Source organism: Stygiolobus sp. CP859M, assembly GCF_037389975.1.
In the GTDB taxonomy this organism is placed as follows: Archaea; Thermoproteota; Thermoprotei_A; order Sulfolobales; family Sulfolobaceae; genus Stygiolobus.
Genome location: NZ_JBBHKS010000024.1, coordinates 25,315 through 51,289 on the forward strand (window position 1 = coordinate 25,315; position 25,975 = coordinate 51,289).

Consider the following 25,975-nt stretch of genomic DNA (forward strand, 5'->3'; position numbering starts at 1 on the left):
GCACTGAACTTTTCTTTTTTTAAATTTACACGAAACAATTTGTAAAGTTAAAACCTTTTAAACCCCTAAAACAGTAATATTATGACTTAAAATGCCACCATTCAATAAAGTTCTCGTAGCAAACAGAGGAGAAATAGCAGTAAGAGTAATGAAGGCAATTAAAGAGATGGGAATGAAAGCAGTTGCTGTATACTCTGAAGCTGATAAATACGCTTTACATGTGAAGTATGCTGATGAAGCTTATTATGTTGGACCTGCTCCTGCGTTACAGAGCTACCTGAACATTCAGGCAATTATCGACGCTGCTGAAAAAGCGCATGCAGATGCTGTCCATCCTGGTTACGGATTCTTGTCAGAAAACGCTGACTTCGCGGAAGCAGTAATAAAAGCTGGCATGACATGGATAGGACCCTCGGTAGAAGCAATGAGATCGATAAAGAGTAAGTTGGACGGAAAGAGAATAGCTAAAATGGCAGGAGTTCCCGTTTCACCCGGTTCCGACGGACCATTAGAAAGCCTAGATGAAGCCCTGAAACTAGCGGAAAAAATAGGTTACCCAATTATGGTAAAGGCTGCATTCGGAGGAGGAGGTACTGGTATAACTAGAGTAGATAATCCAGAGCAATTACAAGAGGTTTGGGAGAGGAATAAAAGATTAGCATATCAAGCGTTCGGTAAAGCTGATCTATATATCGAAAAAGCAGCTGTTAATCCGAGGCACATAGAATTCCAGTTAATTGGAGACAGACATGGAAATTACGTAGTAGCATGGGAGAGAGAATGCACTATCCAGAGGAGAAACCAGAAGTTGATAGAAGAAGCACCTTCTCCAGCTCTGAAAATGGAAGACAGAGAGAGAATGTTCGAACCCATTATCAAGTTCGGACAAATTATAAAGTATCACACTTTGGGTACATTTGAAACCGTATTTTCTGACGTAACTAGAGACTTCTACTTCTTAGAATTGAACAAACGACTACAAGTAGAGCACCCAGTAACTGAATTGATATTCAGAATAGACCTTGTAAAGTTGCAGATAAATCTCGCAGCTGATGGTTATTTACCTTTTACTCAGGAGGAATTAAATAAGAGATATAGAGGACATGCTATAGAATATAGAATAAATGCTGAAGATCCTATAAATGACTTCACCGGTAGCTCTGGGTATGTCACTTACTACAAGGAGCCCTCAGGCCCTGGAGTAAGGGTAGATAGTGGTATAACTGCTGGTAGCTACGTACCTCCGTATTATGATTCTTTAGTTTCTAAATTAATCGTTTATGGTGAGAATAGAGAATATGCAATACAAGCTGGTATAAGAGCGTTAAATGACTATAAGATTGGAGGAATTAAGACTGTTATTGAGTTATACAAATGGATATCCAGAGATGAGGACTTCTTAAAAGGAAAGTTCACAACAGCATACGTTTCAGAGAAGAGGGAACAATTTGTTAAATACCTGAAGGCTAAGGAAGATATGAAGGCTGCATTAGCAGCATCAATTTATGAGAGAGGCTATATGAAGAAAGCAACAATATCTACACAACAGCAGCAAAATACAACAAGAAGATCCTCCGGATGGAAGACCTACGGTATTGCAGCTCAGTCTTCTTATAGGGTGATGTGGTAATGAAAATACTCAGAGTATTTTCGGATTTAGGCGATGTGACTACTACGACTTACGACCAAAAAGGCAACAAAGACAAGATAAAGACCGAGATAGGAGAATACGAAATAGAGTACTTAGGCTCTGCGTGGAGAGAAGGTGAGTTATTATTCAAAGTTAACGGGGAGATCCATAGAGTATACTTTGACAACGGATTTATCATAATAGATGATGAGGCGCTCTTCAAGATCGACAGAATATCAGAGAGCGCCGTTGAGGAGGGAAAGTCTTTAGAAGAACTAATAAAAGGAAAAGAGGGCGAAATACTCTCGCCAATGCAGGGAAGAATAGTTCAGGTAAGAGTAAAAGAGGGCGACATTGTAAACAAGGGACAACCGTTATTATCTATTGAAGCTATGAAGAGTGAAACAATCATATCAGCTCCAGTTTCAGGAACTGTACAAAAGATAATGATAAAGCCGGGACAAGGTGTAAAGAAAGGAGACTTATTATTAATAATTAAGTGATAAGATTTTTTCAAATGTTTAAAATGTATAAAAATTTAAAACTAAGTATGGGTAATATATAATCAATAGGTGAAGAGAACTATGTCAGCTGAAAAATCCGCATATGAAAAATTATTAGATGAATTAAGGCAAAGAAAAGAAAAAGCATATAAAGGAGGAGGAGACGAAAGGATAAAGGTACAACACTCTAAAGGTAAACTAACAGCCAGAGAAAGGCTTGCACTATTATTTGACGAGGGCACGTTTAACGAGATTATGACGTTCGCCACTACAAGAGCTACAGAGTTCGGGCTCGATAAAGAAAGATATTACGGTGACGGTGTGGTAACTGGTTGGGGTAAGGTAGACGGAAGGACTGTCTTTGCTTACGCTCAAGACTTTACGGAAATCGGCGGAACCTTAGGGGAAATGCACGCTGCAAAGATAGGAAAGATTTATGAATTAGCACTTAAGGTAGGTGCGCCAGTAGTAGGAATTAACGACTCAGGTGGTGCTAGAATTCAAGAAGGAGCAATGGCACTAGAAGGATATGGTCTTGTGTTCAAGAATAACGTAATGGCCTCTGGAGTAATTCCACAGATAACTATTATGGCTGGACCAGCTGCAGGAGGAGCAGTGTATTCCCCAGCACTTACCGACTTCATTATCATGATCAAAGGGGACGCTTACTATATGTTCGTAACTGGTCCAGAGATCACCAAAGTAGTATTAGGTGAAGAAGTTACCTTCCAAGACTTAGGTGGAGCAGCTGTTCACGCTAGTAAATCCGGTGTAGTGCACTTTATGGTTGACAGTGAACAAGAAGCAATAAACACGGCTAAGAAATTGTTATCTTACTTACCTTCAAACAATATGGAAGAACCACCTTACATGGACACTGGTGACCCAATGGACAGAGATGTTAGCGGAGTAGATCAAATAATGCCAGATGACCCAGCAAAACCGTATAACATGAAGGAAATAATAAGTAGAATAGTTGATAACGGCGAGTTCTTAGAAGTTCACAAACACTGGGCTAGGAATATAATAGTAGGATTCGCTAGGATCGGTGGAAACGTAGTGGGAATCATAGCTAATAACCCAGAAGAGTTCGGAGGTTCAATCGATATTGATGCAGCTGATAAGGCTGCAAGGTTCATCAGGTTCTGTGACGCGTTTAACATACCATTGATAAGCTTAGTAGACACACCAGGTTATGTTCCGGGTACCGACCAAGAGTATAAGGGAATAATTAGACACGGTGCTAAGATGTTATATGCCTTTGCTGAGGCTACTGTGCCCAAGATAACAATGATTGTCAGGAAATCTTATGGCGGAGCCCATATAGCCATGAGCATTAAAAGCTTAGGTGCTGACCTAGTTTACGCATGGCCTACGGCAGAAATTGCTGTAACCGGACCGGAGGGCGCCGTAAGGATCTTATATAAGAGAGAGATTCAGCAAGCAAGTAACCCAGACGACTTCATAAAGCAGAAGATAGCTGAGTATAGGAAGTTGTTCGCCAACCCATACTGGGCAGCTGAGAAGGGATTGGTTGACGACGTAATTGAACCCAAAGATACTAGGAGAGTTATAGCTGCTGCTCTTGAAATGTTGAGGAATAAGAGAGAATACAGGTATCCTAAGAAGCACGGTAATATTCCACTATAACATAACACAAACCTTTTTCTTTTTTCTCGATCCTTACCTCCCTTCCTAATGCTTTGAGTAATAAAATTAACTCCTTTAATGTTTCACAATCCCCACTAAATTGCCTCTCTCCGTTCAAAAACCTAAGTAATAGCTCTTGCAGCTTCTCTGACAATTTTTTCACCTAATTTTGGTCCTAACAATTGTTTCACTTTCTCGGGATTCATTATTATCTCCTCCGGTGTCTTTATCCCGTGAGAATAGAGTAATCTAGCCCTCACTCTTCCTATTCCCGAGACCTTAATCAAGGGAATTAATTCCTCTTTTACCCCGTCCTTAACTCTCATGTGGAGTTTTTCTAATACCTCTTTATGTTCCTTCAGACCAAGTACTGAGGCTACATGGAAGCCACTGTAGGTGAGCCAATCCATAGTTTCAATGATAGCTCTTAAGTCCCCGGAACCTATTCCATACCTACCTAAGATAGTGTCTTCGTCTACTTCTTCTATCCAATCCCTCATAATGAATGCAACTTTAAGAGAGGAAAGATAGTTCGATAGTTCATACTCGTCGTAAGGCTCTTCTATAAATAGTTCGCAGTCTAGCTCGTCTAATAGGACGTCCTCTTCAGCCTTAGTTATACTTACTAAGGGACCGTCTGGAGTGTATGCAAGCAAATGGAAATAGGCTATTTCACACCTTTTTTCATTTCGGGTAAGTGCATCCTTCATTGTAACTGCTGTAAACGGGTTAAGATATAAATCTGAAATTCTCCTGCCAAACCTCGTTAAAGTTAAGTATTCATCCTTTTGAGCAATAAATTCGTTATCAAGTAACCAGTTTAAAGCTTGCTTAAAATATTTCTTTGCTAGCTCCTTCGGAAGTAAAGTGTCTTGTATGTAATCGGTCAAAGTCTTTTCGGTCACATCTTCTTCGGAAGAGATTATGCTCAGGATAAAGGAATAGAATGCACTTTCTGACCCCAATTTTGACTCTAAAGGCTCGACGTCTGAGTTCAGATACCTCTGCATAACCTTGTCTACTTCACTCTTCGTCCTCACAACCACCACAGACTCTCCGTATTCATCAAATCCGGGTCTACCTGCCCTTCCGCTCATCTGTTTGTACTCCATCACTGGAATATATTCCATGAAACCTATGACCTTCCTATTAAATCTATGTATATCACCTATAACTACAGCTCTCGCCGGTAAATTAACACCGGCAGCAAGTGTCGGAGTAGCTACTATGACTTTGATGATCCTATCTCTAAATGCGTTTTCGATTATATCGCGTAACCCCTTAGACAATCCTGCATGGTGATATGCTACCCCTTTAAGTATTAGGTTATAAAGTGCCTCTTTTTCATTGCTTCCTCCGTCTTCTACTTCCTTAACCCTCTCTGCTACTTCGTGAAGTTTTTTATCGTTTAATTTTACAAAATTCATGTATTGTGAGATCTTAACTGCGGTAGCCTCAGCATACTTCCTAGAAGACCTGAATATTAAGACTTGACCATCCTTAGAGATCACGTCTAGGGCGTATGCTACAATAGGGCATTCGCCGTATACCTTTCTGAACGTTCCGTCCTTATACATTACTACAAAGTCCTTCTTTTTATTGCCAACATATAGCACACCTTCCTTTAAAGGTACTGGTCTCCAGTTGGTAGCTACTACATCTGCCTTTAGCCACTCTGCGATCTGTTTATAGTTCCCGATAGTCGCACTCAGGGCTAAAATTGTCCCTTTTCTTTTAGCTCTTACCGCTACGCTTTCAACTACTGGTCCCCTTTCAGGATCATTCATATAGTGGAACTCATCTAATACAAAGTAGTCTACTTCCTTAAGCCAAGGAGAGTTATGCCTCCATAGGGAATCTAACTTCTCATAGGTCGCAACTATAATATCGTAGTCCTTTAACCAGTAGTCATCAGTGTCATAATCCCCACTGGTCATTGCTACTTTCAGCCCTAACTGTTCCCAGTCTTTAAAAGTAATGTATTTTTCGTTAGTTAGGGCTCTGAGAGGTGTAGCATAGACTGCTTTTCCTCCTTTGTTTATGAGATGACTTACCATTCCGAGTTCAGCCATCAGAGTTTTACCAGAAGCTGTAGGAGAAACAATAAGTAAGGGTTTATCATCTAATAAGCCTTTTTGAACAGCCTCTGTCTGTGGTGGATTAAGTTTTTGAATCCCCCTTTTTTTGAGGATATCCTTAATTTTCTCGTTCACAGGTAACGAATCAACACTTATACATGTCATTTTTAAAATGTAAATACTATTTACAAAAGCCTTTTTAAGAATTTATCCGCATCTCTAAAGTAGGATATTGCCTAATTAGACTATTAACCAATTCTATCACTATAAAAAGATTACTAAGCCCTTTTTACTAGGAAAGACTTTTCTAAATGGAAGGAAATGAGATTTGTGATTCCTATGAATGGTGTTAAAAAACTAGACGAAATTACATACGAACTCGAATTCAATAGTGTTAAGACGATCTCCTTTAAACTGGAGGAGGAATTTCTCAGAGAAATAGACGAGAAGGTTAAAGTAATGGGTTATAGTAACAGAAGTGACTTGATTAGAGACGCTATAATAGCATATATAAAGGAGTTAGAAAGAAAGGATGGTAGTGAGTAGTTCGAACTTACTTGAATATTTTATATTTGTCATTGGTTTGATCTCATCATTTTTAGTTGGTGGAAATAACTCTGCGATAGCATTAGGAATATTAGTCTCAACTAATGTGTTAAGGAGGAGATTATCCTACCTAATTAATGCCATTTCACTGTTCTCAGGAGCGTCGATCGGTAGCATTACTATGGAATCCAGCATTTACGGTTTAGTAAGTTCACAGAACTTTTTACTTTTGGAAATAGCACTCTCTGCTATTCTTTTTTCCTCTACGGTCACGTTTTACTACCTTAATAAAATAGGAATTCCAGCATCATTAAGCCAGATGATTTACCCTTCGTTAGCCAGTGTAGTGCTGATAGCAAGAGGTACCATAGGATTCGACTGGGGTAAATTCGACTTCACTGTGTTGTCATGGATTCTTTCACCTTTAGTCGCCATAGCTACATCACTTTCTATGTATTTCTTTCTAAAGAAATTCTTAAAGAGCAAAAGAAATTTCATCAGAGAAATTAGATATTATAAATACGGTCTAATAATTTCCTCTATTTTTACTTCTTTCGTAACGGGGGCTAACGCAATTGGAATAATTATATCTGCTGGACTAATCAGCGAACCATTCTACATTACGGCACCAATTTACGCTGCTGCAGCAAGCTTAGGAATTTATTTAAGTTCGAGAAAGGCTGTAATAACGGTAGGTTTTAGAATAACAAGGCTCGGGTACACTGCCGCTTCTTCAGCACTTATAGGAAGTGACATAATATCTGAGGTATTTACCATTTTTGGTGTCCCCATATCAATAACGCAGACAATAATGGGTGGAATAATAGGATTAAGTTTGAGAAGCTTTGGATATGACGTTCAAAGGCAGTTAAGACAAATTGCGAAAGGATGGATTGTTTCTCCTATATTAGCAATGATTGTGAGCTTGGCAGCTTATGGGATTTTAAGGAGCATATTAGGACTTTAACGTAGCATACAGGACTTCAATACTTAACGTAGCATCTTCCATGAAGTCAAGAATGTCATCTAAGAAGAAAATCACATCCCTCATCTGAAGGATAGTGATGAGGTCTATGTCTTTCTCCATTGAATATAGTCTTGAAATGAGCATATCCTTTAGCTCATCACCACTTCTCTCCAACATTTGTATCTCTTTCCCTACTTTTAGCGCTTCAGTCATATCATTGGATAGTTTAGATAACATATCCTCCAGCCTCACTGATGCCTCATCTATCGTAGACAAATAAGATAATATGCTCTCCCTCAAATTAATGAGACATTTTTCCGCTGGTTTTCTAGAAGATACAGCCCTCGCCGCGTCTTTTATTGCAGCACTGGTTTGATATAATGCCTGAGTTAGCATTACCATAGCTTCCTTAAAATCCGGTAAAAACGCGCCACCATATATAATGGATAATGTTTCCTCTCTATACATTGCTATCCTTTCGGTTACCGTCTTGATCTTAACTATATTTGAATTCACGGTATCTTCTTCATTATTTAAAACTCCAACGAATAATTGTCTAAGATTATCACAAGCAACTTTCAGGTCCTCGCCAATCTTCACTAGTTTAATAAAGAGTTCCTCCTCTTTATTCAGTTTAAACTTAATCATTTAAGTTATCTCCTTACATAAAATTTAAAAACCTACTCTAAAACGTTTATGCTATGCCATTATCTACTATCTAAAGGAATATATTTCCTGCCTATTTCACCCTTATAATACGCTTTAGGTCTTATTATCTTGTTATCTTTCACGTACTCTAATATATGTGCTATCCATCCAGTAACTCTAGCCGACGCGAAAACCGTCGGGAAGAACTCTGGCTCGAAGCCTAGCGCATAAAATACAATGCTAGAGTAGAAGTCTACGTTAGGGTATATCCCTTTTGATCCTAGATGTTTAATTCCTATTTCTTCTACCTTCTCGGCTATCTCATAAAGTCTCCTAATTTCTCCTCCCTTTTTTTCAGCTAACAGTTTTGCATAGTCCTTCAATATTCTAGCCCTTGGATCATAAGTCTTATAAACTCTATGACCAAAACCCATTATCCTTTGTTTATTAGCCAGTCTATTAAGAATGTATTTCTCTACATTTTCTACATCTCCTATTTCCCTGAACATCTTGAGCGCTTCATAATTTGCACCTCCGTGTAACGGACCTTTTAACGCCGAGATGCCTGCTATAATAGCCGAGTATATGTCGGAAAGTGTGGATGCTACTACCAAGGAAGCGAAAGTGGACGCATTCATTTCATGATCTATATGGAGAATCATGGCAACGTCCATTGCCCTACATTCCTCTTCACTAGGTTTTGTTCCATTAACCATGTAGAGGAAATTTGCAGCATGTGAAAGGCTAGTATCTGGTTCTACAGGCTCTAAATCCCTTCTTAATCTGATATAGTAAGAAATTATAGTAGGAAATTTTGATATTAGGTTAATTATACTCTGTTCTGAAACACTGTAAGTATGAGTATTTTCCTCGAGCCCCATAATACTGACTGCTGTTCTCAGTACGTCCATGGGATAAGCGTTCTTTTTTACGCCTTTTAAAAATTCTTTAACCCTATCTGAAATACCCCTTGACTCCCTCAAAGACTTAACGAAATTCTCGTACTCATATACGTTAGGTAGCTTCCCGTAAAGTATAAGGTAACTAGTTTCTTCAAAATTGGAAAATTCAGCCAAGTCGTAAATAGAATATCCTCTATAATAAAGTCTACCTAGTTCACCGTCTATATAAGTTATTTCCGTCTCTTTAACATAAACGTCCTCAAGACCCTTCTTTATCTCCATGTTTAGCCAACTCCTTTAATTTACTTAAAGCAAACTCTTTATCTTTCTTCTCCACTTTTATCTTTTCTATAATATCTTCTAAGGTGTAAATTACTTCATAGGCTACCTTCCTATTCACGGGAAAAGGTATGCCGTCCTTACCTCCTATGGCATATGCATACTTAAACGGATCATAAGGATAATTAACAGGGTCCTCGTAAGACGGTGGTTCATTGTAGATTAAGTCGGCTACGAGATATAATGCCCTCGCCGTAGAAGGGCCTATACCATTCAATAATGCCTCCTCTAGGTTTATTGGGTTAAACTCATAGACCTTATTCAACACTTCCTTGACCCTTCTCAAGTCATTAGGTTTCATGTAGATTAACTTTACTTTAGGAGATATTTTCACGTTAAACGCTTGAGAGAACAGTGTAGACTGACCTTTAAGCAGGTTCTGTGCCATTTCTATATGGGATACTACTTTGGTCGGATTCTCCCTTATTAAATCGAGAAGTATTTCGCGTGTATTCTCTCTATCTCTTCTTACACTATCTATGGCTACATCATGCCTTATCCCAGCTATACCTTGGTGAGGTTCTACCGTAAATTTTCTTGTATAGAACCAATGATATCTTCTAGCATATCTTGTCTTAAGATTCATGCCTTGTTGTATTATCGCCCATTTGCCACTTTTAGTAACCAGCATAGAATGGTGATATAATGTGTGACCGTCTTGAACTAATACGCTATCTACTTTAGCAACTAGCCTACTTGCCCTTTCCAGTTCCCCGACATCCGCGTCGATCTTTTTGTCTAGAACCCTTAATTCCTCTGGGACTTTAAGCGCTTTTTTACCTTTTCCTCCTAATACAGCAATGCCTTCATCATCAATGCTTACTACTTCCTTTAATATTCCCAAGGTTACAGTTGTTGATCCAGAAGAGTCCCAATCCATACCTATTACGTTGTTGAATGCTTGAAACCACAAGGGATTTGATAACCTTTCTAATACTTTTTCCTCGCCCCATTCTATAATCATAACGTCTATAATAGCTTTTGATAGTCTCTTCATTATAGAGGCTAACCAGGCAGGGACTTTGCCCTCATGGAGGGGTAAATCAGCTATACCTTCTAATCTCACAATACTTTTCTAATTGCTAGAGATAAATATAAATTGATGTTGATAGCTGCAACGTCTGATCTCCATTCACCCAAATATCTAACTCAGTTCTTTGCATCTTTCAGCAAAATTAGAGAGGCAGAGATTTCGCTATTTTTACTAGCTGGAGATCTGGCAGAACAAGGGGAATGTAGGCACTTTACTCCGATTTACGAAGTCCTAAAGAAGTATAAGACCGTTGCTGTTTTCGGAAATGAGGACTTTACCGACAAGAGGGAGTACTATAAGAAGTTTTTTAGTGAAATAATATGGCTAGAGGAACAATCTACGACCGTAGAGATACAAGGGTTAAAAATCGTTATAGTAGGTAGTGAAGGTATCTTGGAGAAACCTACAAAATGGCAGATGCTTCACGGGGTAGATGAAAGAACTTATCAAGAGAGGAAAGAAAAGATAGAAAAATTACTCTGCGAAAGCAAAGGAGATTTGAAAATCCTCCTTACCCATTACGCACCAACTTTTCGAACAGTTTTCGGTGAGAAGAAATCGATCTACCCCAATCTTGGATATCAGATACTAGAAACAACGGAATGTTTACCAGATCTAGCTATACACGGACATGCACACTACGCCAAAGTAGTTTATGGAGAAGTGAGAAAAACTAGAGTCTACAACGTAGCATTTCCAGCAAATAAGAAAATATTATTAATAAATTTAGACTCTTTGATCAGGAGGTAACTCGTCGTATTTCTTGAAGAATAAATACCAAGCCTTGGCATTAGGTAGCTTCATTCTCATTTCAGCTTCGTCAAATACAGTAGGCGGAGGTACAATTACATCTTGTCCAGGTTGCCAGTTTGCCGGTAGTACGACTTTTGCCTTATAGTTTACTATTGCTGCCTTAGTTATCCTAAGTAACTCATCAATATTTCTACCGTATTCTAACGGGTATTGAGCTACAAACCTGATTATACCGTCAGGCGAAGCTAGCACTACAATTCTTATAGTCTGACCTGATGCATCGTCTAATGCATCTAACATTCTTGCAAACTTCTTATCAGGGTCAGCTATTACTGGGAAGGGTACTTTTACACCGTACCTCTGCTCTATATCCATTAACCACTGTATGTGTGAATAAATACTATCAACGCTTAATCCAATTAATTCTACACCTAGTTTCTTAAACTCTTCATATTTCTGAGAGAAGGCTACAAACTCAGTAGTACATACTGGCGTAAAGTCAGCGGGATGTGCAAATAAGAATAACCACTTTCCTTTGCCGAATACATCTTTATAGAAGTCTATTGGACCTTTAGTGGTTAGAACTTGTGTATCAGGAAACTTCTGATATAGTTTGACCATTTTAGAATCACTATGATCTCAAAACGTTTCGACTTTTTAAAGTATTTCTAATCAAAAGTAAAACGAAAAATCTTTTATTTTAAAAGGAGACATACAACTTTTCACAATTTTCTTCACATAGTTACGTTCTTCTTACCTTCATAATATATAAAACCGGTCTCAGTTACGACTTTTTTAACTATGTCAGAGGCCCAATTTAACAACGGACCCCTAATTCCTAGCCTATGAAGGAGAAACCTCCAGAATGGAGCTTTAAGACCCGCACCAGCTGCTAGTATGTGACCACCGCCACCTAGTTTCTCGGCAAACCTCCTCACGTCTATGCTGTTACTTCTAAACGATATTGCCTTTCCGTTCACTGATGCATAAACTATTGCACCGTATCGGTTCATCAAGAATTGAGAGGCATAACTAATATCCGGAGGTCCCCTCCATCTCACAGCCACTACTATGTTCTTTCCGTTGATATTCAGAACTCTAGTGTATTTATGTAAGTTCTCGTAACCCTTTAACTCCTTGTCTATTTGATCGAGCAAAATCTTTTCAAATTCATCATCCCATAGAACTCCATTATAAAACTTATTGATTAAGTACTCCTTCCACTTATAGTCTTTATTATACTCCACAACACGCCTTAATTTTTCACCCATGGGATCATCATGAAGCCAGATGTCTACTGAACAGTCAGCACTAGCCAACTTTCTTGAGAACTCGTCTTGCGGATTCAGATTCTTATTTACTACTCCTGCACCACATGTAGACAAATCGTGATACACTTTAACCCCTGTTTCTTGTAGCTTCCTCTTCCACTCCTCCTTCCACACATGGTGATCGAACCACTCTATTTCTGCTCCTTGACTTATTAATTTCTTTAAGTTCTCTATCACATTGTCTAAAGTAGATGCGTTTAAACCTATATCAGCTATCATAATCTTATAAACTCCTCTTAATTCCAAGCTCTTTAGTAAATTGTGGATCTTAGTAGGCTCTGTAAAAAACACTTTTTTCGGTAAAGAGTTAACAGCCCTAGCGTATATCGCAGCGGACGCAGTTCCATCAAAATCGTTATGTACGATAGCGTAATAATCCATGTCTCATCATTCGTTACTTTCTAGTAATAAATTTTATCCCTTCCGAGGTAGAAATCTTTCCTTTATACAGAAAATCCACTTGCCTTAATGACGCATAGTAATCAAATTCTGTTAAAGCTGAAATACCATCCTTTGCCACAACCACGTTATACCACCTCAAAGCCGCACTACCAGCCGTGTGAAGCACACAGATATTAGCTACTGTTCCGGTCATAATTACGTTCTTAATCCCCTTCACTCTCAATATATAGTCTAACGGGGTCTCGAAAAACGCGTCGTATCTGTATTTCTTTATTAAGAAATCGTCTTTCTCAGGCTTTAACTCGTCTACGATTTCAGCACCCCAAGTTCCTGCAACAGCGTGTTCTCCCCAAATTTTGAATTCCGGATCATCCTTCATATGCCAATCCTGAGTATAAATAACGTAAGCCCCTTCACTTCTTGCTTTTTGTATCAATCTTTTAATAGCAGGAATTGTAGCTTCTGCCGTAGGTACGTATAACTTCCCTTCCTTTCTCACGAAATCGTTTTGCATATCAACTATTATCAGAGCAGTAGTAGAAGGATCTAATTCGACTTCTTTTTCTTCGGGAATATCGGGAGTTTCTACGGTGACTTTCATAATTAGAAGTTATCTGTTAACTTTTTAACCTTTTATAAAAGCGAATTTCACCTTTTTCTCTTTGTCTCTTTAGAAATTTTATCAGCCAACTTAAGTGCTTCGGGATAACCGAGCCTGGATAACGTGATCACGTCGATTAAATCCACCTTATTACCTATGCTAAAATAATATTTCCCTCGTTTTACACCAACTTTTTCTCCGTTGACAAGTATGTAAGTTTCTTCACCTTCTCTAACCTCTTCTCCGAACAACCTCGATTTAGCTACACCTATTGTCGGAATATCCAGTAAAACACCTATGACTGTAGCTATTCCGCTCCTTCTGGGATGGGCTAACCCGTGACCATCAACTAGCGTTAGTTGGCATTGGTCTTGGTATTTTTCGAGAGCTTTCATCATTAATGGAGCCTCCCTCATGAATAAAAACGTAGGAATATAGGGAAAGTTTACCTCACCAGTGAAGACGTAATGCTCGTATCTGTTGCCGTCAAAGTAAACTACCACTGCATAACCTATATTACCTTTGTATGCTATGTCTAAAGCACATACGCTTTTCACGTTTTCTACTCCTAAGTGGGTTATACTTACATTCCTAGCAACTAAATACTGAAACTTTACTAAGAAATTTAAAAGTGGGTCTTCCACTTGCCCTTCAACCTTTCCACTTCTAATACAAAAAGCTCTTGCTCATAAGTTTGGATTGCACCAGGTTTATATCGCCTTACTTCATCTATAGCAGATTCTGCATCTAGACCTTCAGATAAAACTAAGTAACTCGCTATCACAGTTCCAGTCCTTCCCATACCGCCTACGCAGTGAACTAGATTACCCTTTCCTTGTTTAAGCCAATTATAAATTATGATAAATTGCTCCATAGTAGGAGGATGACCATCTGGTATCTTAACATGATAGTACTCAAAACCCAGTTCTTTTAAGGTCTCATAATAATAGTCTACGTTGCCCCATGCCTCTTCTATTTCCCAGTCCTCGGGCAAAATTAGAACTCTCTTTACTCCTCTTTGCCTCCACTCTTCTAACTCGTCTCGGGTGTAAGGTATAGGGGATCCGCCTATGATACCTTTTCTAACCCAGTACACTCATCATCACACTCTGCAGATCCGCTGTTCTTCATCCAATATTTATTATGGTGGGCTGTCCCTATAAATCCGTCTATAAAAATAAGGATCATCGAAGATTTAGCACTACACACTAAAAGTCGATTTGATTTAAATATATACTCATAAATTTCGGAAAGCTCATAATATTCATGTGCTAGACGGGATTGAAATAGAAGAGGGAAAAGAAAGGGAGGACTTTGCAGGATTTAAAATAAAACCTAAGTTTATCGCTTACCCAAAAAATGAAGATGAAGTAGTAAAGATAGTCAATTACGCTAGGGATAACAATATCCCCATTGTAACTTATGGTGCTGGGACAAGCCTTGCTGGTCACCTACAGTGTGAAGGATGTATCTTAGTAGACATGAAACGTATGGACAAGATCTTAGAAATTAACGAGATAGATTGGTATGTTAGAGTCCAACCTGCAGTAAATCTCGAGAGACTCAATATAGAACTTAGCAAAAAAGGATTTTTCTTTCCACCGGACCCTGCAAGTTACTTTCTGTGTTCAGTTGGCGGGGCTACTGCTAATGCTTCAGGTGGAATGAGAGGGGTAAAATACGGAACTTTCAGAGACTGGGTATTAGCATTAAGGGTAGTTTTACCTAACGGAAAGGTTGTGAAAATTGGAGAACCCCTAAGGAAAAACAGAGGAGGATACGACCTTCTACACTTATTCGTAGGCAGTGAAGGAACATTGGGAATAATAACCGAGATTTGGCTGAGGATAATACCTTTACCTCAAAGTAAAATTTACACACTGTTAGTTTACGTAAATGATATAGAGGAAGCTGGGGAATTGATTTTTAACATAAGAAAGAAGGGAATCCTTCCTGAAATAGCCGAATATATTGATGACCAAGTGGTGAGAGCTTTAAATAGACAATTAAATGCGAGACTCGATGAGAGCGGAGGGGGTGTTTTCATTATTTCAGTTGAAGAAGAAAATTTACTAAAACTTCGAGATCTTCTAGCGGATAAAAAATACGTAATAACCGAGGGAGATGAAGCAGAGAAAATATATTCAATCAGAGCACAATCGGCAATAGCGCTTAAGGCAGAAGCGAAACTAATGTATGTAGAGGACATAGTAGTACCCGTCTCCCGTTTAATTGATGCTATAAAGAGAATAAAAGAGATCGAAAAGAAATATAACATAAGAATGCCGGTAATAGCTCATATAGGCGACGGTAATTTACACCCCAACATAATTCTAGACGACCCACTAAAAGCTCAAGAGATCTTTGAAGAAGTCGCTAAGATAGCGATAGAGCTAGGAGGTTCCATATCAGGAGAACATGGTATAGGAGTTCAGAAGGCTAAGGTACTGGCTGAGCAACTTAGTGCACATAACGGTAAAGAGGTCTTAAAAATAATGAAGGGAATAAAGGATTTAATAGACCCCTACCATATTATGAACCCCGACAAATTTGTTGAATTAGCTTACAAACTGAGTGAGAAAAATGAGGGCTCTATTTCCAGGTAGGTTTCAGCCCTTTCATCTAGGGCATATGGCTGCTATCCAATGGTTATTGAATAAGTACGATAAAGTAATTATCCTTATAGGAAGTGGCCAGGAGAGCCATTCGATTTATAATCCCTTCACAGCCGGGGAGAGACTTATAATGATAAGAGAGAGCCTAAAGGAGTACGGCGTAGATTTTCGAAAGGTTATTCTGTTCCCTATAATGGAATCCTTTACAAACAAGAACTGGGTAAGAATAGTAGAAATGTACTCACCACCGTTTGATGTGATAGTAAGTGGAAACCCTTTAGTATACACAGTGGCAAAAGAAGCAGGATATCTAACAGATCAAGTGCCGATATTTAATAGAGAGATATATAATGCTACTAGAATAAGAAAGTTGATGCTAGAAAAAGATCCGAAATGGGAAGAGCTAGTACCGAAGAGTGTCTATAAGTTCATTAAGGAAATCGGTGGCGATGAGAGAATTAGAGAAGTCACTAAGACTGATTACTGTTAGCTAAGTTAAATTAACTTCTTGTCTGATACACCTTCACCTTTGCCGAAAACCTTCTCGAAAATACCACCATTGGTCTTTATCTTAACTGTATGCCCCGGATTACTACCGGGAAGAACCTCAAAATGCTTTACAACACCATCTCTAACAATTAACAAGTCTAGTGATTGTCCTTCTTGAATATTCGCTCCTTTTACACCGTTCACTGCGATTATCTCATCCCCTGGGAATAGACCAGCATTGTCTGCAGGTGAACCATCCTCAACAAAAGTAATCTTATTTGCTTCTAGCCTTATACCAACGTAAGGTTTACCTCGATCCACAAACTCAACTTCAACATACTTCGAAAGGTGCTTAAAGATGGGAGGATCCCTCTTATATACTAGTTCGTCGAGGAAATCAACCCCATACTCTTCTGCAACGTTTCTTATATCACTATAGGTATAACCGGTCTCTTTGAACCTCAAGTAGAGAGCCTTAAACATCGAATAAATGTCGTAATGGTTATCACTGTTTTCTCTTATTTTCAAGTCCATGAGCAGACCTACTACGAACCCAAGGTCGTAATACGAAACGCCTATATTAAGGAAATTATCGTCACGTTTATAAAGCTTTATCCACGTTAGTTTTGATGATTCTGCCAAGCTCATCCTCTTTATCCCAGGATAGGTCAAGTTCGAGAGGATATTCGAAATAGACTTTAGTCCTTGTTGTGTGTCAATTACCTTACTCAGCACAAGAGACAAGAATGCTAGGTAGTCAGTAACTCCTTCAGCAAACCACAATAGTTCCGTATAATTTTCCCTCTCATAGTCAATACGCATTAATTCTCTAGGTTTTAACCTCTTGACATTCCACTTATGCACATATTCATGGGCAAATAACCACAGCAAATCCTCTCTGTTCCACGGTACAACAATTGCCGATGAGTTCTCGTGCTCTATACCGCCGAAGTTTACATCACTACGCCTGAAGAAGAATATGTAGCTTTGTTTGTCTTCATTCTCAATTGATAAAGAGGAATCTAGAAAGTTGAGGACTTTAGATAACTTTTCCAGCTCGTTGACGTTATTGATTGTGGAAATCGAGTGAAACTCGGTAACCTTAATCAGATTCAATTTAGGGGAGGCCTGAATAGGTGAGTCCGCAAACTCATCATAGTTCCTTGCACAATATGTAAATTTTCCAATTTCCTTCAAAGTAGTGTGTACTACCCAGTTATTAGGTAATTTTAAGCTTATACAGTATTCTTCGTTTAAATCCTGATAAGGAAAAACTGACACGGGATTTATAAATATATAATCTACCGTCGAAATAGTCTCTCTTTGATCTTTAGATATTGCTGAATAGACATACTCAAATTCGTCATCAGTGAGAAAGTACTTGTTCTTGGAAACAAGGGAAGCTCCTCTTAGCATCACGACGTTCTTCTCTTGCTCTCTTATGAAGTACGATCCTGGAACCCACGTAGGGAAAACTATCTGTTTCCCTGCTACTCCTCTTCCCTTTACATAAATATACTTATTTTTAGGTTCCACAATAAAGAACATCCCAACACCTTAAAACGGAAGCTGAATACCACCTTGTTGCCCACTGGGCAGATATGGGATTAGTGCTGAAGCGAGTTGTTCGGCCGTTAATGTATGCAACCATACCCGTCCAGGGCCAGTTATAGTAACAAAGAAAAGTCCTTCATGGGCAAAGAAAATAGACCTAAGTCCTCCGACAAGCTGGACAGAGTAAGGCATTCCTTCCTCAAATGCCATTAAGTGAGAAGCTTCAACTTGTATCGTTTCACCTGGTTGTAGATCCCTTACAATTAATCCGCCATAAGAGTGTAGGAATAAGTTGCCGAAACCGGTAAATCTTGCTAAGAAAAGCCCCTCTCCTCCTAATATTCCAGCCGTCAGTCTGGATAAAGTAGCATCGTAATTTACAGTGGTCTCAGCGGCTAAAAAGGAGTGGGACTCGGCAAGAATCCTTCTACCTTGTAACGGAATTTGGACTATTTTGCCGGGGAATATCCCCGACAGTACTACTTGTCCAGGACCGTAGAACTCAGTTACAAAAAACGAACCACCAGTTAATGCCCTCTTGATTCCGGATAAAAGACCGCCTCTTAATTTTGTTTGCAAAGTAACAGTGTTATCTTTTATTATCATGTGTCCTGCATCGGCATATATTCCCTCGTTTGGAGATAAATATACCTTAAGGTACTGTAAATCATCTCCTTGGATCTCGTATTGTGGCATAAGAAAGAATATTTACAATAGTTATTAAAAATCTTCTAAATGGTTAGAGTAGCTATTTTAGGTTCTGGGAAGATCGGTACAGCAATTGCTAGATCTATTAAGGATGATTTCGAAGTTATAGCAACGGCAAGAAACGAAACTACATTAAAAAAAGTCCAAGAACTTGGCATAAACTCAACGAGAAATAACTCGTACGCCGTAAGTCAAGCTGACGTAATAATCATCAGTGTAAAACCTCAACACTTTAAACCGTTACTCTCAGAAATAGACACTAATTTGTGGGAAGGAAAGATAGTTGTCTCAGTAATGGCAGGTGTGAGACTGGCAACGCTTTCAAGACTCCTTAGAGGAGCTAAAGTATTTAGAGCAATGCCTAACATTAACGCTGTTGTAGCCAAGGCTACTACAGCAATAACACCAGGAAAAGACGAGATCGTTGAGAAGATCTTTTCTTTAATAGGAAACGTGTATTGGGTTCAGGAGGAGTTGCTAGACGCATGGACAGCAATTATAGGAAGTGGTCCTGCTTTCTTGGCTGAGATTATAGATGCCTTTGCTCTTGGTGCCGTAGCTTGTGGTATGCCCCGAGACCTTGCTTATAATGCTATTTTAGATATGGTGGAAGGGACAGTCACTATGCTTAAGAAATGTAAGACGCATCCAGTGTTTCTCAGAGACCAAGTTACAACTCCTGCAGGCACTACTATACGCGGTCTTATGGTTATGGAAAGTGAGGGGGTCAAGTCTGCTGTTATAAAAACCGTCGAATCTGCTTATCAGAGAGCCGTAACAATAGGTAAGGAAATCGATAGTTCTATTCAGTAAATGAAAATAAGTATAACTTCGTATTAATTTTGAGTTAAACTCAAAAGCATTTTTTATAATTTAAAATTGATGGCCGAGATAAGAGAAATTAAAAAAGTAGAAAGAGAGAAAGCGTCTATTCACAGCCATATATCAGGACTAGGACTAGATGAAAAGGGAAAACCTAAGTTTAAGGCTGATGGGCTAGTAGGTCAGATGGAAGCTAGAGAAGCAGCTGGAATAGTAGTCCAACTTATAAAACAAGGTAAAATGGCAGGGAAAGGTGTCCTCTTTGTAGGCCCATCCGGCACTGGTAAAACAGCACTGGCAATTGCAATAGCTAGAGAACTAGGTGAGGACACTCCGTTTACTATAATGAATGCATCAGAGATATACTCAACGGAGTTAAAGAAAACTGAGATTTTAACACAAGCAATAAGAAAATCTTTAGGTGTCAGGATTAAACAGAGGAGAACGGTATACGAGGGAGTTGTGAAGGATATGAAGCTAAAGGTGGCAAGGAGCAGATTAAACCCATATGCAGTAATGCCAAGAGAAGCCCAAATAACTTTGGCTACTAAGGATGATGAGAGGACTTTAAACGTCGGAGACGCGATAGCTGCTCAATTAATGAAAATGAACATAAGAAAGGGAGACGTGATATGGATTGATGCTGAAACAGGTGAGATATCTAGAGTTGGTAGAGCTAAAGGAATAGAGGGAGAAAAGACATACGATGTAGACGTTGTAAGGCAGGTAGAAGTACCGAGCGGACAAGTAAAAAAGGAAAAAGATATCACCTTCACCGTAACTCTCCACGACTTAGACTTAAACATAGCTGCACAAAGCATATCAATTACTGCTTTGTTTAGTTTCTTTACAGAGAGAGAAATAAACCAAGATATCAGAAAGCAAGTAGACAAGTTAGTAAAGGATATGGTAAGTAAAGGAGAAGCGGAACTAATTCCAGGGGTACTGTTCATAGATGACGTACACATGTTAGACATTGAAGCCTTCTCATTTCTCACCAAAGCACTTGAATCCGATCTAGCCCCTATACTAATCCTTGCAACTAATAGAGGCATAACAAAGATAAGAGGAACTGATATGGAGTCTCCCCACGGAATGCCGCTTGATCTATTGGATAGATTATTGATAATACCTACGAGACCATATAACCGAGACGAAATAAAAGAGATAATAAAAATACGTGCTGACGAAATAGATGTAAAACTTGACGAAAAAGCGCTAGAGTTACTTACTAAACTAGGAGTGGAGAACAGCTTAAGATACTCAGTACAGTTACTCGAACCATCACTAGTGATAGCTCAAAAGAAGGGTAGGGATGTAGTAATGCCGGAGGACGTAGAAGAAGCATCTAAACTATTCAGCGATACAAAGAGAAGCGTAAACTATGTTAAGGAGTATGAGAATTTACTACTGAAATGATGAGTGAAGACGGAACCGACCAGTGAAGAATCGTTGCCGGACTGAACTATTTCTTTAAGCACTCTTCATAGAATCTTTTTTCTAGAACGTCCTTTAAAATTCTGAAAGTCATCCCCCATATCCTAAAACCATTATAATAAAATTCGTCATTTCTACTTTCCAACTGCTTAGGATTTATCCATATTGCCATATCGACCTCGTCCTTCTGGATCTGTGGAATAAATTCTTCATCTACACAACCTAAGTAGGCTCTCACTTTCATATCAGGAGCGTTATTAGGGAAATATATTCCTAGGTCTTTAACTAATCTAGGCTTTATTCCCACTTCTTCGATACACTCCCTTACTGCTGTTTCATCACATGTTTCACTACTCTCTCTTCTTCCACCTGGAAATGCTATATGTCCACTCCAAGGATCATTAGGACTCTCTTTTCTCTTAATTACTAGAATTCTTCCGTTCTTCGAAACTAGGACGACTATAGCAGCTCTACACTCCATGTTTTAAGAATTAAAAACTCTGAAGTATATTCTCTTTTCCCATCTCGGATCTTTGAACGGATAGTCTTCTCTATAATGATTACCCCTACTTTCTGTTCTAATGTCCGCAGCTAATGCCGTTAGATATGAGATCAAAATCTCTGGTCTACTTTTTGAGGGATAATATACTGAAGTAAGTTTTGACAATTTCTCGTGGTTCCTAATTATCCCCAAGTTTTCCCAGTTTAACTTTCTAATTTCGTTTAATGTTAAGGTATTACCTATTCCTTCATCTTCAATGAGTTTTTAAGTTTTCATTATTCCGTCTTCAGTTGTTATTCCCTCCCATTGAAGGTCAACGTATTGTGATAAATTAATTCCGAAGACTAGCCCTTCAAGTAGGGAGTTACTGGCCAGCCTATTAGCACCGTGAAGACCACTATCGCTTACCTCGCCTATTGCGTAAAGGTTCTTCACATTGCTCTCTCCCCTAATATTCAATCTTATTCCTCCGTCTACAAAATGAACAGCGGGAGATATAGGAATAAGATCTTTCTTAGGATCTCTTCCGTGTCTGGCTAGGTAAGAAGCGACCACTGGGAATTTTTTCTAAAAATCTTCTATATCCCCTAAATCCATGAAAATCCGATGACCTTTCAACATCTCGATATATATAGCCCTTGATAATATGTCCCTAGGAGCTAATTCTCCTTTGGGATGGTAATTAAACAGAAATCTCTCGCCCTTCTCATTTACTACTTTAGCTCCTTCTCCTCTCAGCGTTTCGGTCATAAGGAAGGTCTCTCCATCCAATTTTGCTACAGTAGGATGAAATTGAACGAATTCCATATCGCCCACCACAGCTCCTACCTTAAAAGCCATAGCAATTCCTTCTCCTATATTAGTAGGTTGTGTAGCTGTGAACTCAAATAAGTACGAATAACCACCGGTAGCCAAGACGACTTTATCCGCATCCTCTATGATTCCTCTTGTTTTTGTGACAAAACCTCTGACCTCTCCTTCTTTAACTACCAAATCTGTCACCATGTCTTCTACAACTGGAATCTTAAGAGAACGCGCTTTGTTTAACAAAAACCTGAATATAAGCCCTCCAGTCTCATCAGTCTTATACATCACTCTACGCCTTGAATGGCCTCCCTCTAGTCTCAGCCCTTTATCAAATTCAAATCCCCAAGACTGAAGAGTTTCGACAGCGTGTTTCCCCTCTTGTGTAACATATCTAACTGTTCTAATATCACAAAGTCCATCTCCTACTTTGATCGTATCCTCCGCATGTAATTCCGGGCTGTCATCAGCAGAGACAGGTACTGCACCACCGCCTATGGCTATTGGGGTGGACCCTCCATCTACTTTCTTAGTAATTACCGTAACTTTATGACCCGATATTTTCAATGATACAGCTGCGGAGAGACCTGCAATTCCGGAGCCTATAATATAGATCATTTAATATCGAACTTATGTTCGGAATATAAAAGCTTTAATCCTAAGGAGATAAGTATTTGACTCGCAGTGAAAATAGCTGTAATTTACTTTGGAGGACAGTATAACCACCTTATCGTGAAAGATCTTAAATACCTCGGGGTTGAGGCTGTAGCCGTCACTCCTGACAAACCAGTGGACTTCTTAAATAATTTCGATTGCGTCATTTTCGGTGGAGGCCCTTATTCCGTAGTAACGGAATTAGATAAAATGGGGAATGCTAAAGAATATGTACTGAAAACCACTTTACCTAAAATGGGTATATGCTTAGGACATCAGTTAATAGCGAAAGTTCTAGGAGGAGAAGTAAACAAAGCTAAGAACCCAGAGTACGGCTTAGTTAACGTTATGATTGACGATGAGGATACGTTACTAAGAGGTTTAAAACCATCTATAAAGGCTTGGGAAAGTCACACAGATGAGGTTATATCACCGCCTAATGGGTTCAGAGTATTAGCACATAGCGAGAACGCTAAAGTACAAGCTATGGTGAACAGTGATAATACTATTTTCGGGGTTCAGTTCCATCCTGAGGTTAAACATACTGAAAAAGGGATTGAAGTATTTAAGAATTTCATCCAGGCATGTAAGAAATGATATTAGAAAAACTTATATCTAGAAGACTGTTAGAACTCCTAGAAGAAGATGTATTGCCTGAGGACATTACAAGTAAAGCCGTAAAAGGGGTTAAGTGTAGAGCGTATGTAGTAGCTAAAGAAGAAGGTTTGTTAGCAGGAAATAAGTTTCTTGTACCGTTCTTAGAAGACATGCGATTAAAGGTCATAAAAGCTAAACCAGACGGAAATTATTTCAAAAAAGGAGACAAATTGCTTATTTTCGAAGGAGACGGAGAAGACGTCCTAATGGTCGAAAGAACATTGCTTAACTTACTTAGCAGACTTTCTGGGATAGCTACTGCGACATCCTTAATGGTAAAGCTTGCAAGAACTGTTAACTCTAATGTTGTTGTCGCTGGAACTAGGAAAACTACTCCAGGTTTAAGACTATTCGAAAAGTACGCTATAGAAGTTGGTGGCGGAGACCCTCATAGATACAATCTGTCCGACATGGTTTTGATAAAAGATAATCACATAACATTACTAGGTGGAATAAGAAATGCTGTAGAGAGTGTTAGAAAATACGTAAGTTTCTCAAAGAAGATAGAGGTAGAAGTGACTAGTTTAAAAGAAGCTGTAGAGGCATACGAAGCTAAGGCCGATATCATTCTCTTAGATAATATGGCCCCAGATGAAGTAGGAGAGGTTGTTTCTCATCTGAAAGGAAAGATACTAATAGAAACCTCGGGTAGGATTACTCCTGACAATGTAGTGGAATACGCAAAAACTAGGGTAGACATAATCTCTAGTGGTTACATAACCCACAGTGTAAAGGCTATCGATATGTCCCTAGACGTAGAAAAACTAGACTAAACCTTGTATTTCTTTTATTCCAGATTGTATATAGCTCTGGTTCAAATGGTTTATCAAGTACTGCGGCGTCTCATTTTGTATTAAAGACGGGTTTATTAAATAACCTATCAATATATATGTCCCCTTATTCCCTGAAATTATAACGGTCGAAGGTATATGTGGAGGGTTGCCCATATACGCAGCAGATTGGAAGAATCCACCTTGCGCCCACCTGTCCACTACGTATTCCTTAACTATTTGGTAATATTGAGGTAAATATTGCTGTATCTGAGATAATCCGTATTGAACGTAGTTACTTACTTGCAGACCAGTTGCCGTAGCATTAAGGTAACGGTTATAAAGATAAAGGAACTTGAAGTGAACAGACGAGTTTGGCTGAAAACTTAGAAAAATAAGAGATGGAGTATCAGGGTATATGTCGTTAGGGTCTGAATAAGAAAAGTTGTATAAGACTTTACCGTAATGGGAAATAAATGCATACAATACCCAACTATCTGCCGCCCCATAGGGACAGCCGTACCACGAAATAAAGACAATACATACTAAGGCTTGGTTAGCTAAATCTACATCACTAACTTTGATAAATGTGTCTAAAGGTATTTCAAATGGGTAAAGTAAGTAGGGAAGCAATAAAAATATTACAAAAATTAAAACTATTGAAAGAACAATTATCCTTCTATTCACTTTCACCAAATCTAATACCTTTTTTATAATAAATTTTACTTCTTTTACGTTAAACCTTTTACTCAGCCTCTCAAATATCATGAATAATACATATCTGAGGAACTTTGCAAACGATTAATTTCAACAAAAAATGCTTGCTGGCTCCTTATTTCTGCTCAATCTTGCTCAATCTTTCACATTTATTTCTATACTCGCAATACGAACATTGCCATTGCATCTCTGGGTTATTCTTAGCCTCAGGAGGTGGGAGTTCTCTCTTTGTCAAATACTCATGAAGGAGTTCTACTCTCCTTATAGAATCATTAAATAACTCGGGATCAAAGTTAACTTCAAATTCCTCCATTTCAAAATTGCTTCTATCTATATAGAGAAGGATACCTTTGGCTCCAGGGTACGCCTTCAAATATAAGTTTAGTTGAGCTTTATGTTCTATTTTTGGAATAAAATTCCTTTGTCTCTTAGTCTCCAGGTCGTCGATGGTCTTTATCTCGACGATATAACGCGTCTTTCCTACTGTGATAATAATTATATCGTCAGCGCGGCCCGAGATAACTATATCGTGCCTAGCCGGATGAGGGATCCTTATAGGAACCTCTGACATGACCCTTATAGATTCTTCCTTCTTCAAAATGTCTGCTATGAACTCATGAATTATCGTACCTAGGGTTACAGTTCTTAAACTCTCAAGTGGCATGGGAATCGGAGAAACCCTCATTAGATACTGTTTCCTTAAGCACTGCCAAATCTGGGAAGGCCAATACTCGCCGTCATAATAATCTGGTAACTCATACCTCGCTAAATGTTTACCAATTATCTCTTTCACTACCATTAAATAGATGAAGGATATACTACATTTATTTCTTTTTCGACTCGTTACAATAATTCAAGTTATT

At 38.7% G+C, this 25,975-nt stretch carries 27 protein-coding genes and 1 pseudogene; 12 read left to right on the top strand and 16 right to left on the bottom strand.

Going from position 1 to position 25,975, the window contains the following annotated elements; all coding sequences use genetic code 11:
* Window positions 1-91 precede the first annotated feature (91 nt).
* The 3 genes from WIW72_RS11455 (at window position 92) to WIW72_RS11465 (ending at window position 3,783) form a co-directional block, all read left to right on the top strand.
* Window positions 92-1,630 (top strand): acetyl-CoA carboxylase biotin carboxylase subunit, encoded by a 1,539-nt coding sequence (locus WIW72_RS11455; RefSeq protein WP_337699721.1) that lies wholly within the window; start codon window positions 92-94, stop codon window positions 1,628-1,630.
* Window positions 1,630-2,133, top strand: coding sequence for a biotin/lipoyl-containing protein (locus tag WIW72_RS11460; protein ID WP_337699719.1), 504 nt, complete (start codon window positions 1,630-1,632; stop codon window positions 2,131-2,133). Before WIW72_RS11455 ends, WIW72_RS11460 begins: the two co-directional genes overlap by 1 nt.
* Before the next feature lie 81 nt (window positions 2,134-2,214).
* Entirely contained in the window at window positions 2,215-3,783 is a 1,569-nt protein-coding gene (locus tag WIW72_RS11465; protein WP_337699717.1) for an acyl-CoA carboxylase subunit beta, read from the top strand.
* Here the strand turns inward: WIW72_RS11465 and WIW72_RS11470 are convergent.
* Entirely contained in the window at window positions 3,755-3,937 is a 183-nt protein-coding gene (locus tag WIW72_RS11470) for a hypothetical protein (RefSeq protein WP_337699715.1), read from the bottom strand. The genes WIW72_RS11465 and WIW72_RS11470 overlap by 29 nt on opposite strands.
* Window positions 3,906-6,026 (bottom strand): ATP-dependent DNA helicase Hel308, encoded by a 2,121-nt coding sequence (gene hel308, locus WIW72_RS11475; RefSeq protein WP_337699713.1) that lies wholly within the window; start codon window positions 6,024-6,026, stop codon window positions 3,906-3,908. The genes WIW72_RS11470 and hel308 overlap by 32 nt, the downstream gene beginning before the upstream one ends.
* A gap of 156 nt (window positions 6,027-6,182) precedes the next feature.
* On the opposite strand from hel308, the gene WIW72_RS11480 reads away from it, so the two are divergent.
* Both WIW72_RS11480 and WIW72_RS11485 read left to right on the top strand, forming a co-directional pair.
* Window positions 6,183-6,407, top strand: coding sequence for a ribbon-helix-helix domain-containing protein (locus WIW72_RS11480; protein ID WP_337699711.1), 225 nt, complete (start codon window positions 6,183-6,185; stop codon window positions 6,405-6,407).
* Entirely contained in the window at window positions 6,394-7,374 is a 981-nt protein-coding gene (locus WIW72_RS11485; protein ID WP_337699709.1) for an inorganic phosphate transporter, read from the top strand. The genes WIW72_RS11480 and WIW72_RS11485 overlap by 14 nt, the downstream gene beginning before the upstream one ends.
* Here the strand turns inward: WIW72_RS11485 and WIW72_RS11490 are convergent.
* The 3 genes from WIW72_RS11490 to WIW72_RS11500 are packed head-to-tail and all read right to left on the bottom strand — an operon-like array spanning window position 7,363 to window position 10,329.
* A complete protein-coding gene (locus WIW72_RS11490; RefSeq protein ID WP_337699706.1) occupies window positions 7,363-8,022 on the bottom strand; it encodes a DUF47 domain-containing protein in 660 nt (219 codons plus the stop codon). The two genes, WIW72_RS11485 and WIW72_RS11490, sit on opposite strands and share 12 nt — an antisense overlap.
* A 59-nt stretch (window positions 8,023-8,081) precedes the next feature.
* Entirely contained in the window at window positions 8,082-9,206 is a 1,125-nt protein-coding gene (locus WIW72_RS11495) for a citrate synthase/methylcitrate synthase (RefSeq protein ID WP_337699704.1), read from the bottom strand.
* A complete protein-coding gene (locus tag WIW72_RS11500) occupies window positions 9,184-10,329 on the bottom strand; it encodes a DUF763 domain-containing protein (protein ID WP_337699703.1) in 1,146 nt (381 codons plus the stop codon). Before WIW72_RS11500 ends, WIW72_RS11495 begins: the two co-directional genes overlap by 23 nt.
* A gap of 36 nt (window positions 10,330-10,365) precedes the next feature.
* Here WIW72_RS11500 and WIW72_RS11505 point away from each other — a divergent pair, with 36 nt between their 5' ends.
* On the top strand, window positions 10,366-11,046 hold the full coding sequence (locus WIW72_RS11505; RefSeq protein ID WP_337699701.1) for a metallophosphoesterase family protein: 681 nt from the start codon (window positions 10,366-10,368) through the stop codon (window positions 11,044-11,046).
* Here the strand turns inward: WIW72_RS11505 and WIW72_RS11510 are convergent.
* From WIW72_RS11510 to WIW72_RS11530, 5 genes are all read right to left on the bottom strand, one after another.
* A complete protein-coding gene (locus tag WIW72_RS11510) occupies window positions 11,023-11,670 on the bottom strand; it encodes a peroxiredoxin (RefSeq protein WP_337699699.1) in 648 nt (215 codons plus the stop codon). The genes WIW72_RS11505 and WIW72_RS11510 overlap by 24 nt on opposite strands.
* Before the next feature lie 113 nt (window positions 11,671-11,783).
* Entirely contained in the window at window positions 11,784-12,761 is a 978-nt protein-coding gene (locus WIW72_RS11515) for a DHH family phosphoesterase (RefSeq protein WP_337699697.1), read from the bottom strand.
* A 13-nt stretch (window positions 12,762-12,774) separates the two neighbouring features.
* On the bottom strand, window positions 12,775-13,383 hold the full coding sequence (locus WIW72_RS11520) for a cysteine hydrolase family protein (RefSeq protein WP_337699696.1): 609 nt from the start codon (window positions 13,381-13,383) through the stop codon (window positions 12,775-12,777).
* 47 nt (window positions 13,384-13,430) lie between these two features.
* Window positions 13,431-14,027 carry an endonuclease V gene (locus WIW72_RS11525; RefSeq protein WP_337699695.1) on the bottom strand — a complete coding sequence of 199 codons (597 nt, stop codon included), beginning with the start codon at window positions 14,025-14,027 and terminating at the stop codon, window positions 13,431-13,433.
* Window positions 14,009-14,479 carry a phosphatase domain-containing protein gene (locus WIW72_RS11530; protein ID WP_337699694.1) on the bottom strand — a complete coding sequence of 157 codons (471 nt, stop codon included), beginning with the start codon at window positions 14,477-14,479 and terminating at the stop codon, window positions 14,009-14,011. The genes WIW72_RS11525 and WIW72_RS11530 overlap by 19 nt, the downstream gene beginning before the upstream one ends.
* Before the next feature lie 172 nt (window positions 14,480-14,651).
* Here WIW72_RS11530 and WIW72_RS11535 point away from each other — a divergent pair, with 172 nt between their 5' ends.
* Both WIW72_RS11535 and WIW72_RS11540 read left to right on the top strand, forming a co-directional pair.
* The gene (locus WIW72_RS11535) at window positions 14,652-15,989 is read left to right on the top strand and encodes an FAD-binding oxidoreductase (protein ID WP_337699692.1); all 1,338 of its coding nucleotides are present in this window, start codon (window positions 14,652-14,654) and stop codon (window positions 15,987-15,989) included.
* Window positions 15,967-16,488: a nicotinamide-nucleotide adenylyltransferase gene (locus WIW72_RS11540; protein WP_337699690.1), complete on the top strand. Its 522-nt coding sequence runs from the start codon at window positions 15,967-15,969 to the stop codon at window positions 16,486-16,488. The genes WIW72_RS11535 and WIW72_RS11540 overlap by 23 nt, the downstream gene beginning before the upstream one ends.
* 5 nt (window positions 16,489-16,493) lie before the next feature.
* Here the strand turns inward: WIW72_RS11540 and WIW72_RS11545 are convergent, their stop codons facing one another.
* Together WIW72_RS11545 and WIW72_RS11550 are read right to left on the bottom strand one after the other, a co-directional pair.
* On the bottom strand, window positions 16,494-18,035 hold the full coding sequence (locus tag WIW72_RS11545) for a M61 family metallopeptidase (RefSeq protein WP_337699688.1): 1,542 nt from the start codon (window positions 18,033-18,035) through the stop codon (window positions 16,494-16,496).
* A 9-nt stretch (window positions 18,036-18,044) separates the two neighbouring features.
* Window positions 18,045-18,737, bottom strand: coding sequence for a TIGR00266 family protein (locus tag WIW72_RS11550; RefSeq protein WP_337699686.1), 693 nt, complete (start codon window positions 18,735-18,737; stop codon window positions 18,045-18,047).
* A gap of 39 nt (window positions 18,738-18,776) precedes the next feature.
* On the opposite strand from WIW72_RS11550, the gene proC reads away from it, so the two are divergent.
* The gene (proC, locus tag WIW72_RS11555; RefSeq protein WP_337699684.1) at window positions 18,777-19,562 is read left to right on the top strand and encodes a pyrroline-5-carboxylate reductase; all 786 of its coding nucleotides are present in this window, start codon (window positions 18,777-18,779) and stop codon (window positions 19,560-19,562) included.
* 69 nt (window positions 19,563-19,631) lie between these two features.
* A complete protein-coding gene (locus tag WIW72_RS11560; protein ID WP_337699682.1) occupies window positions 19,632-20,990 on the top strand; it encodes a RuvB-like helicase in 1,359 nt (452 codons plus the stop codon).
* Between the two features lie 46 nt (window positions 20,991-21,036).
* On the opposite strand, the gene WIW72_RS11565 is transcribed toward WIW72_RS11560, so the two are convergent.
* Both WIW72_RS11565 and WIW72_RS11570 read right to left on the bottom strand, forming a co-directional pair.
* Window positions 21,037-21,489, bottom strand: a complete 453-nt coding sequence (locus tag WIW72_RS11565) for an NUDIX hydrolase (RefSeq protein ID WP_337699679.1) — start codon at window positions 21,487-21,489, stop codon at window positions 21,037-21,039.
* A 3-nt stretch (window positions 21,490-21,492) separates the two neighbouring features.
* Window positions 21,493-22,932 (bottom strand): annotated as a pseudogene (locus tag WIW72_RS11570) (L-aspartate oxidase).
* 66 nt (window positions 22,933-22,998) lie between these two features.
* Between WIW72_RS11570 and WIW72_RS11575 the strand changes: the two are divergent.
* Entirely contained in the window at window positions 22,999-23,565 is a 567-nt protein-coding gene (locus tag WIW72_RS11575) for a GMP synthase subunit A (RefSeq protein ID WP_337699677.1), read from the top strand.
* Window positions 23,565-24,398, top strand: a complete 834-nt coding sequence (gene nadC / locus WIW72_RS11580) for a carboxylating nicotinate-nucleotide diphosphorylase (RefSeq protein ID WP_337700056.1) — start codon at window positions 23,565-23,567, stop codon at window positions 24,396-24,398. Before WIW72_RS11575 ends, nadC begins: the two co-directional genes overlap by 1 nt.
* Here the strand turns inward: nadC and WIW72_RS11585 are convergent.
* Entirely contained in the window at window positions 24,390-25,082 is a 693-nt protein-coding gene (locus WIW72_RS11585) for a DUF929 domain-containing protein (RefSeq protein WP_337699676.1), read from the bottom strand. The genes nadC and WIW72_RS11585 overlap by 9 nt on opposite strands.
* Window positions 25,083-25,227: 145 nt before the next feature.
* Complete coding sequence (locus tag WIW72_RS11590) at window positions 25,228-25,911, bottom strand: CRISPR-associated protein Cas4 (protein WP_337699674.1); 684 nt, start codon at window positions 25,909-25,911, stop codon at window positions 25,228-25,230.
* Window positions 25,912-25,975 lie beyond the last annotated feature (64 nt).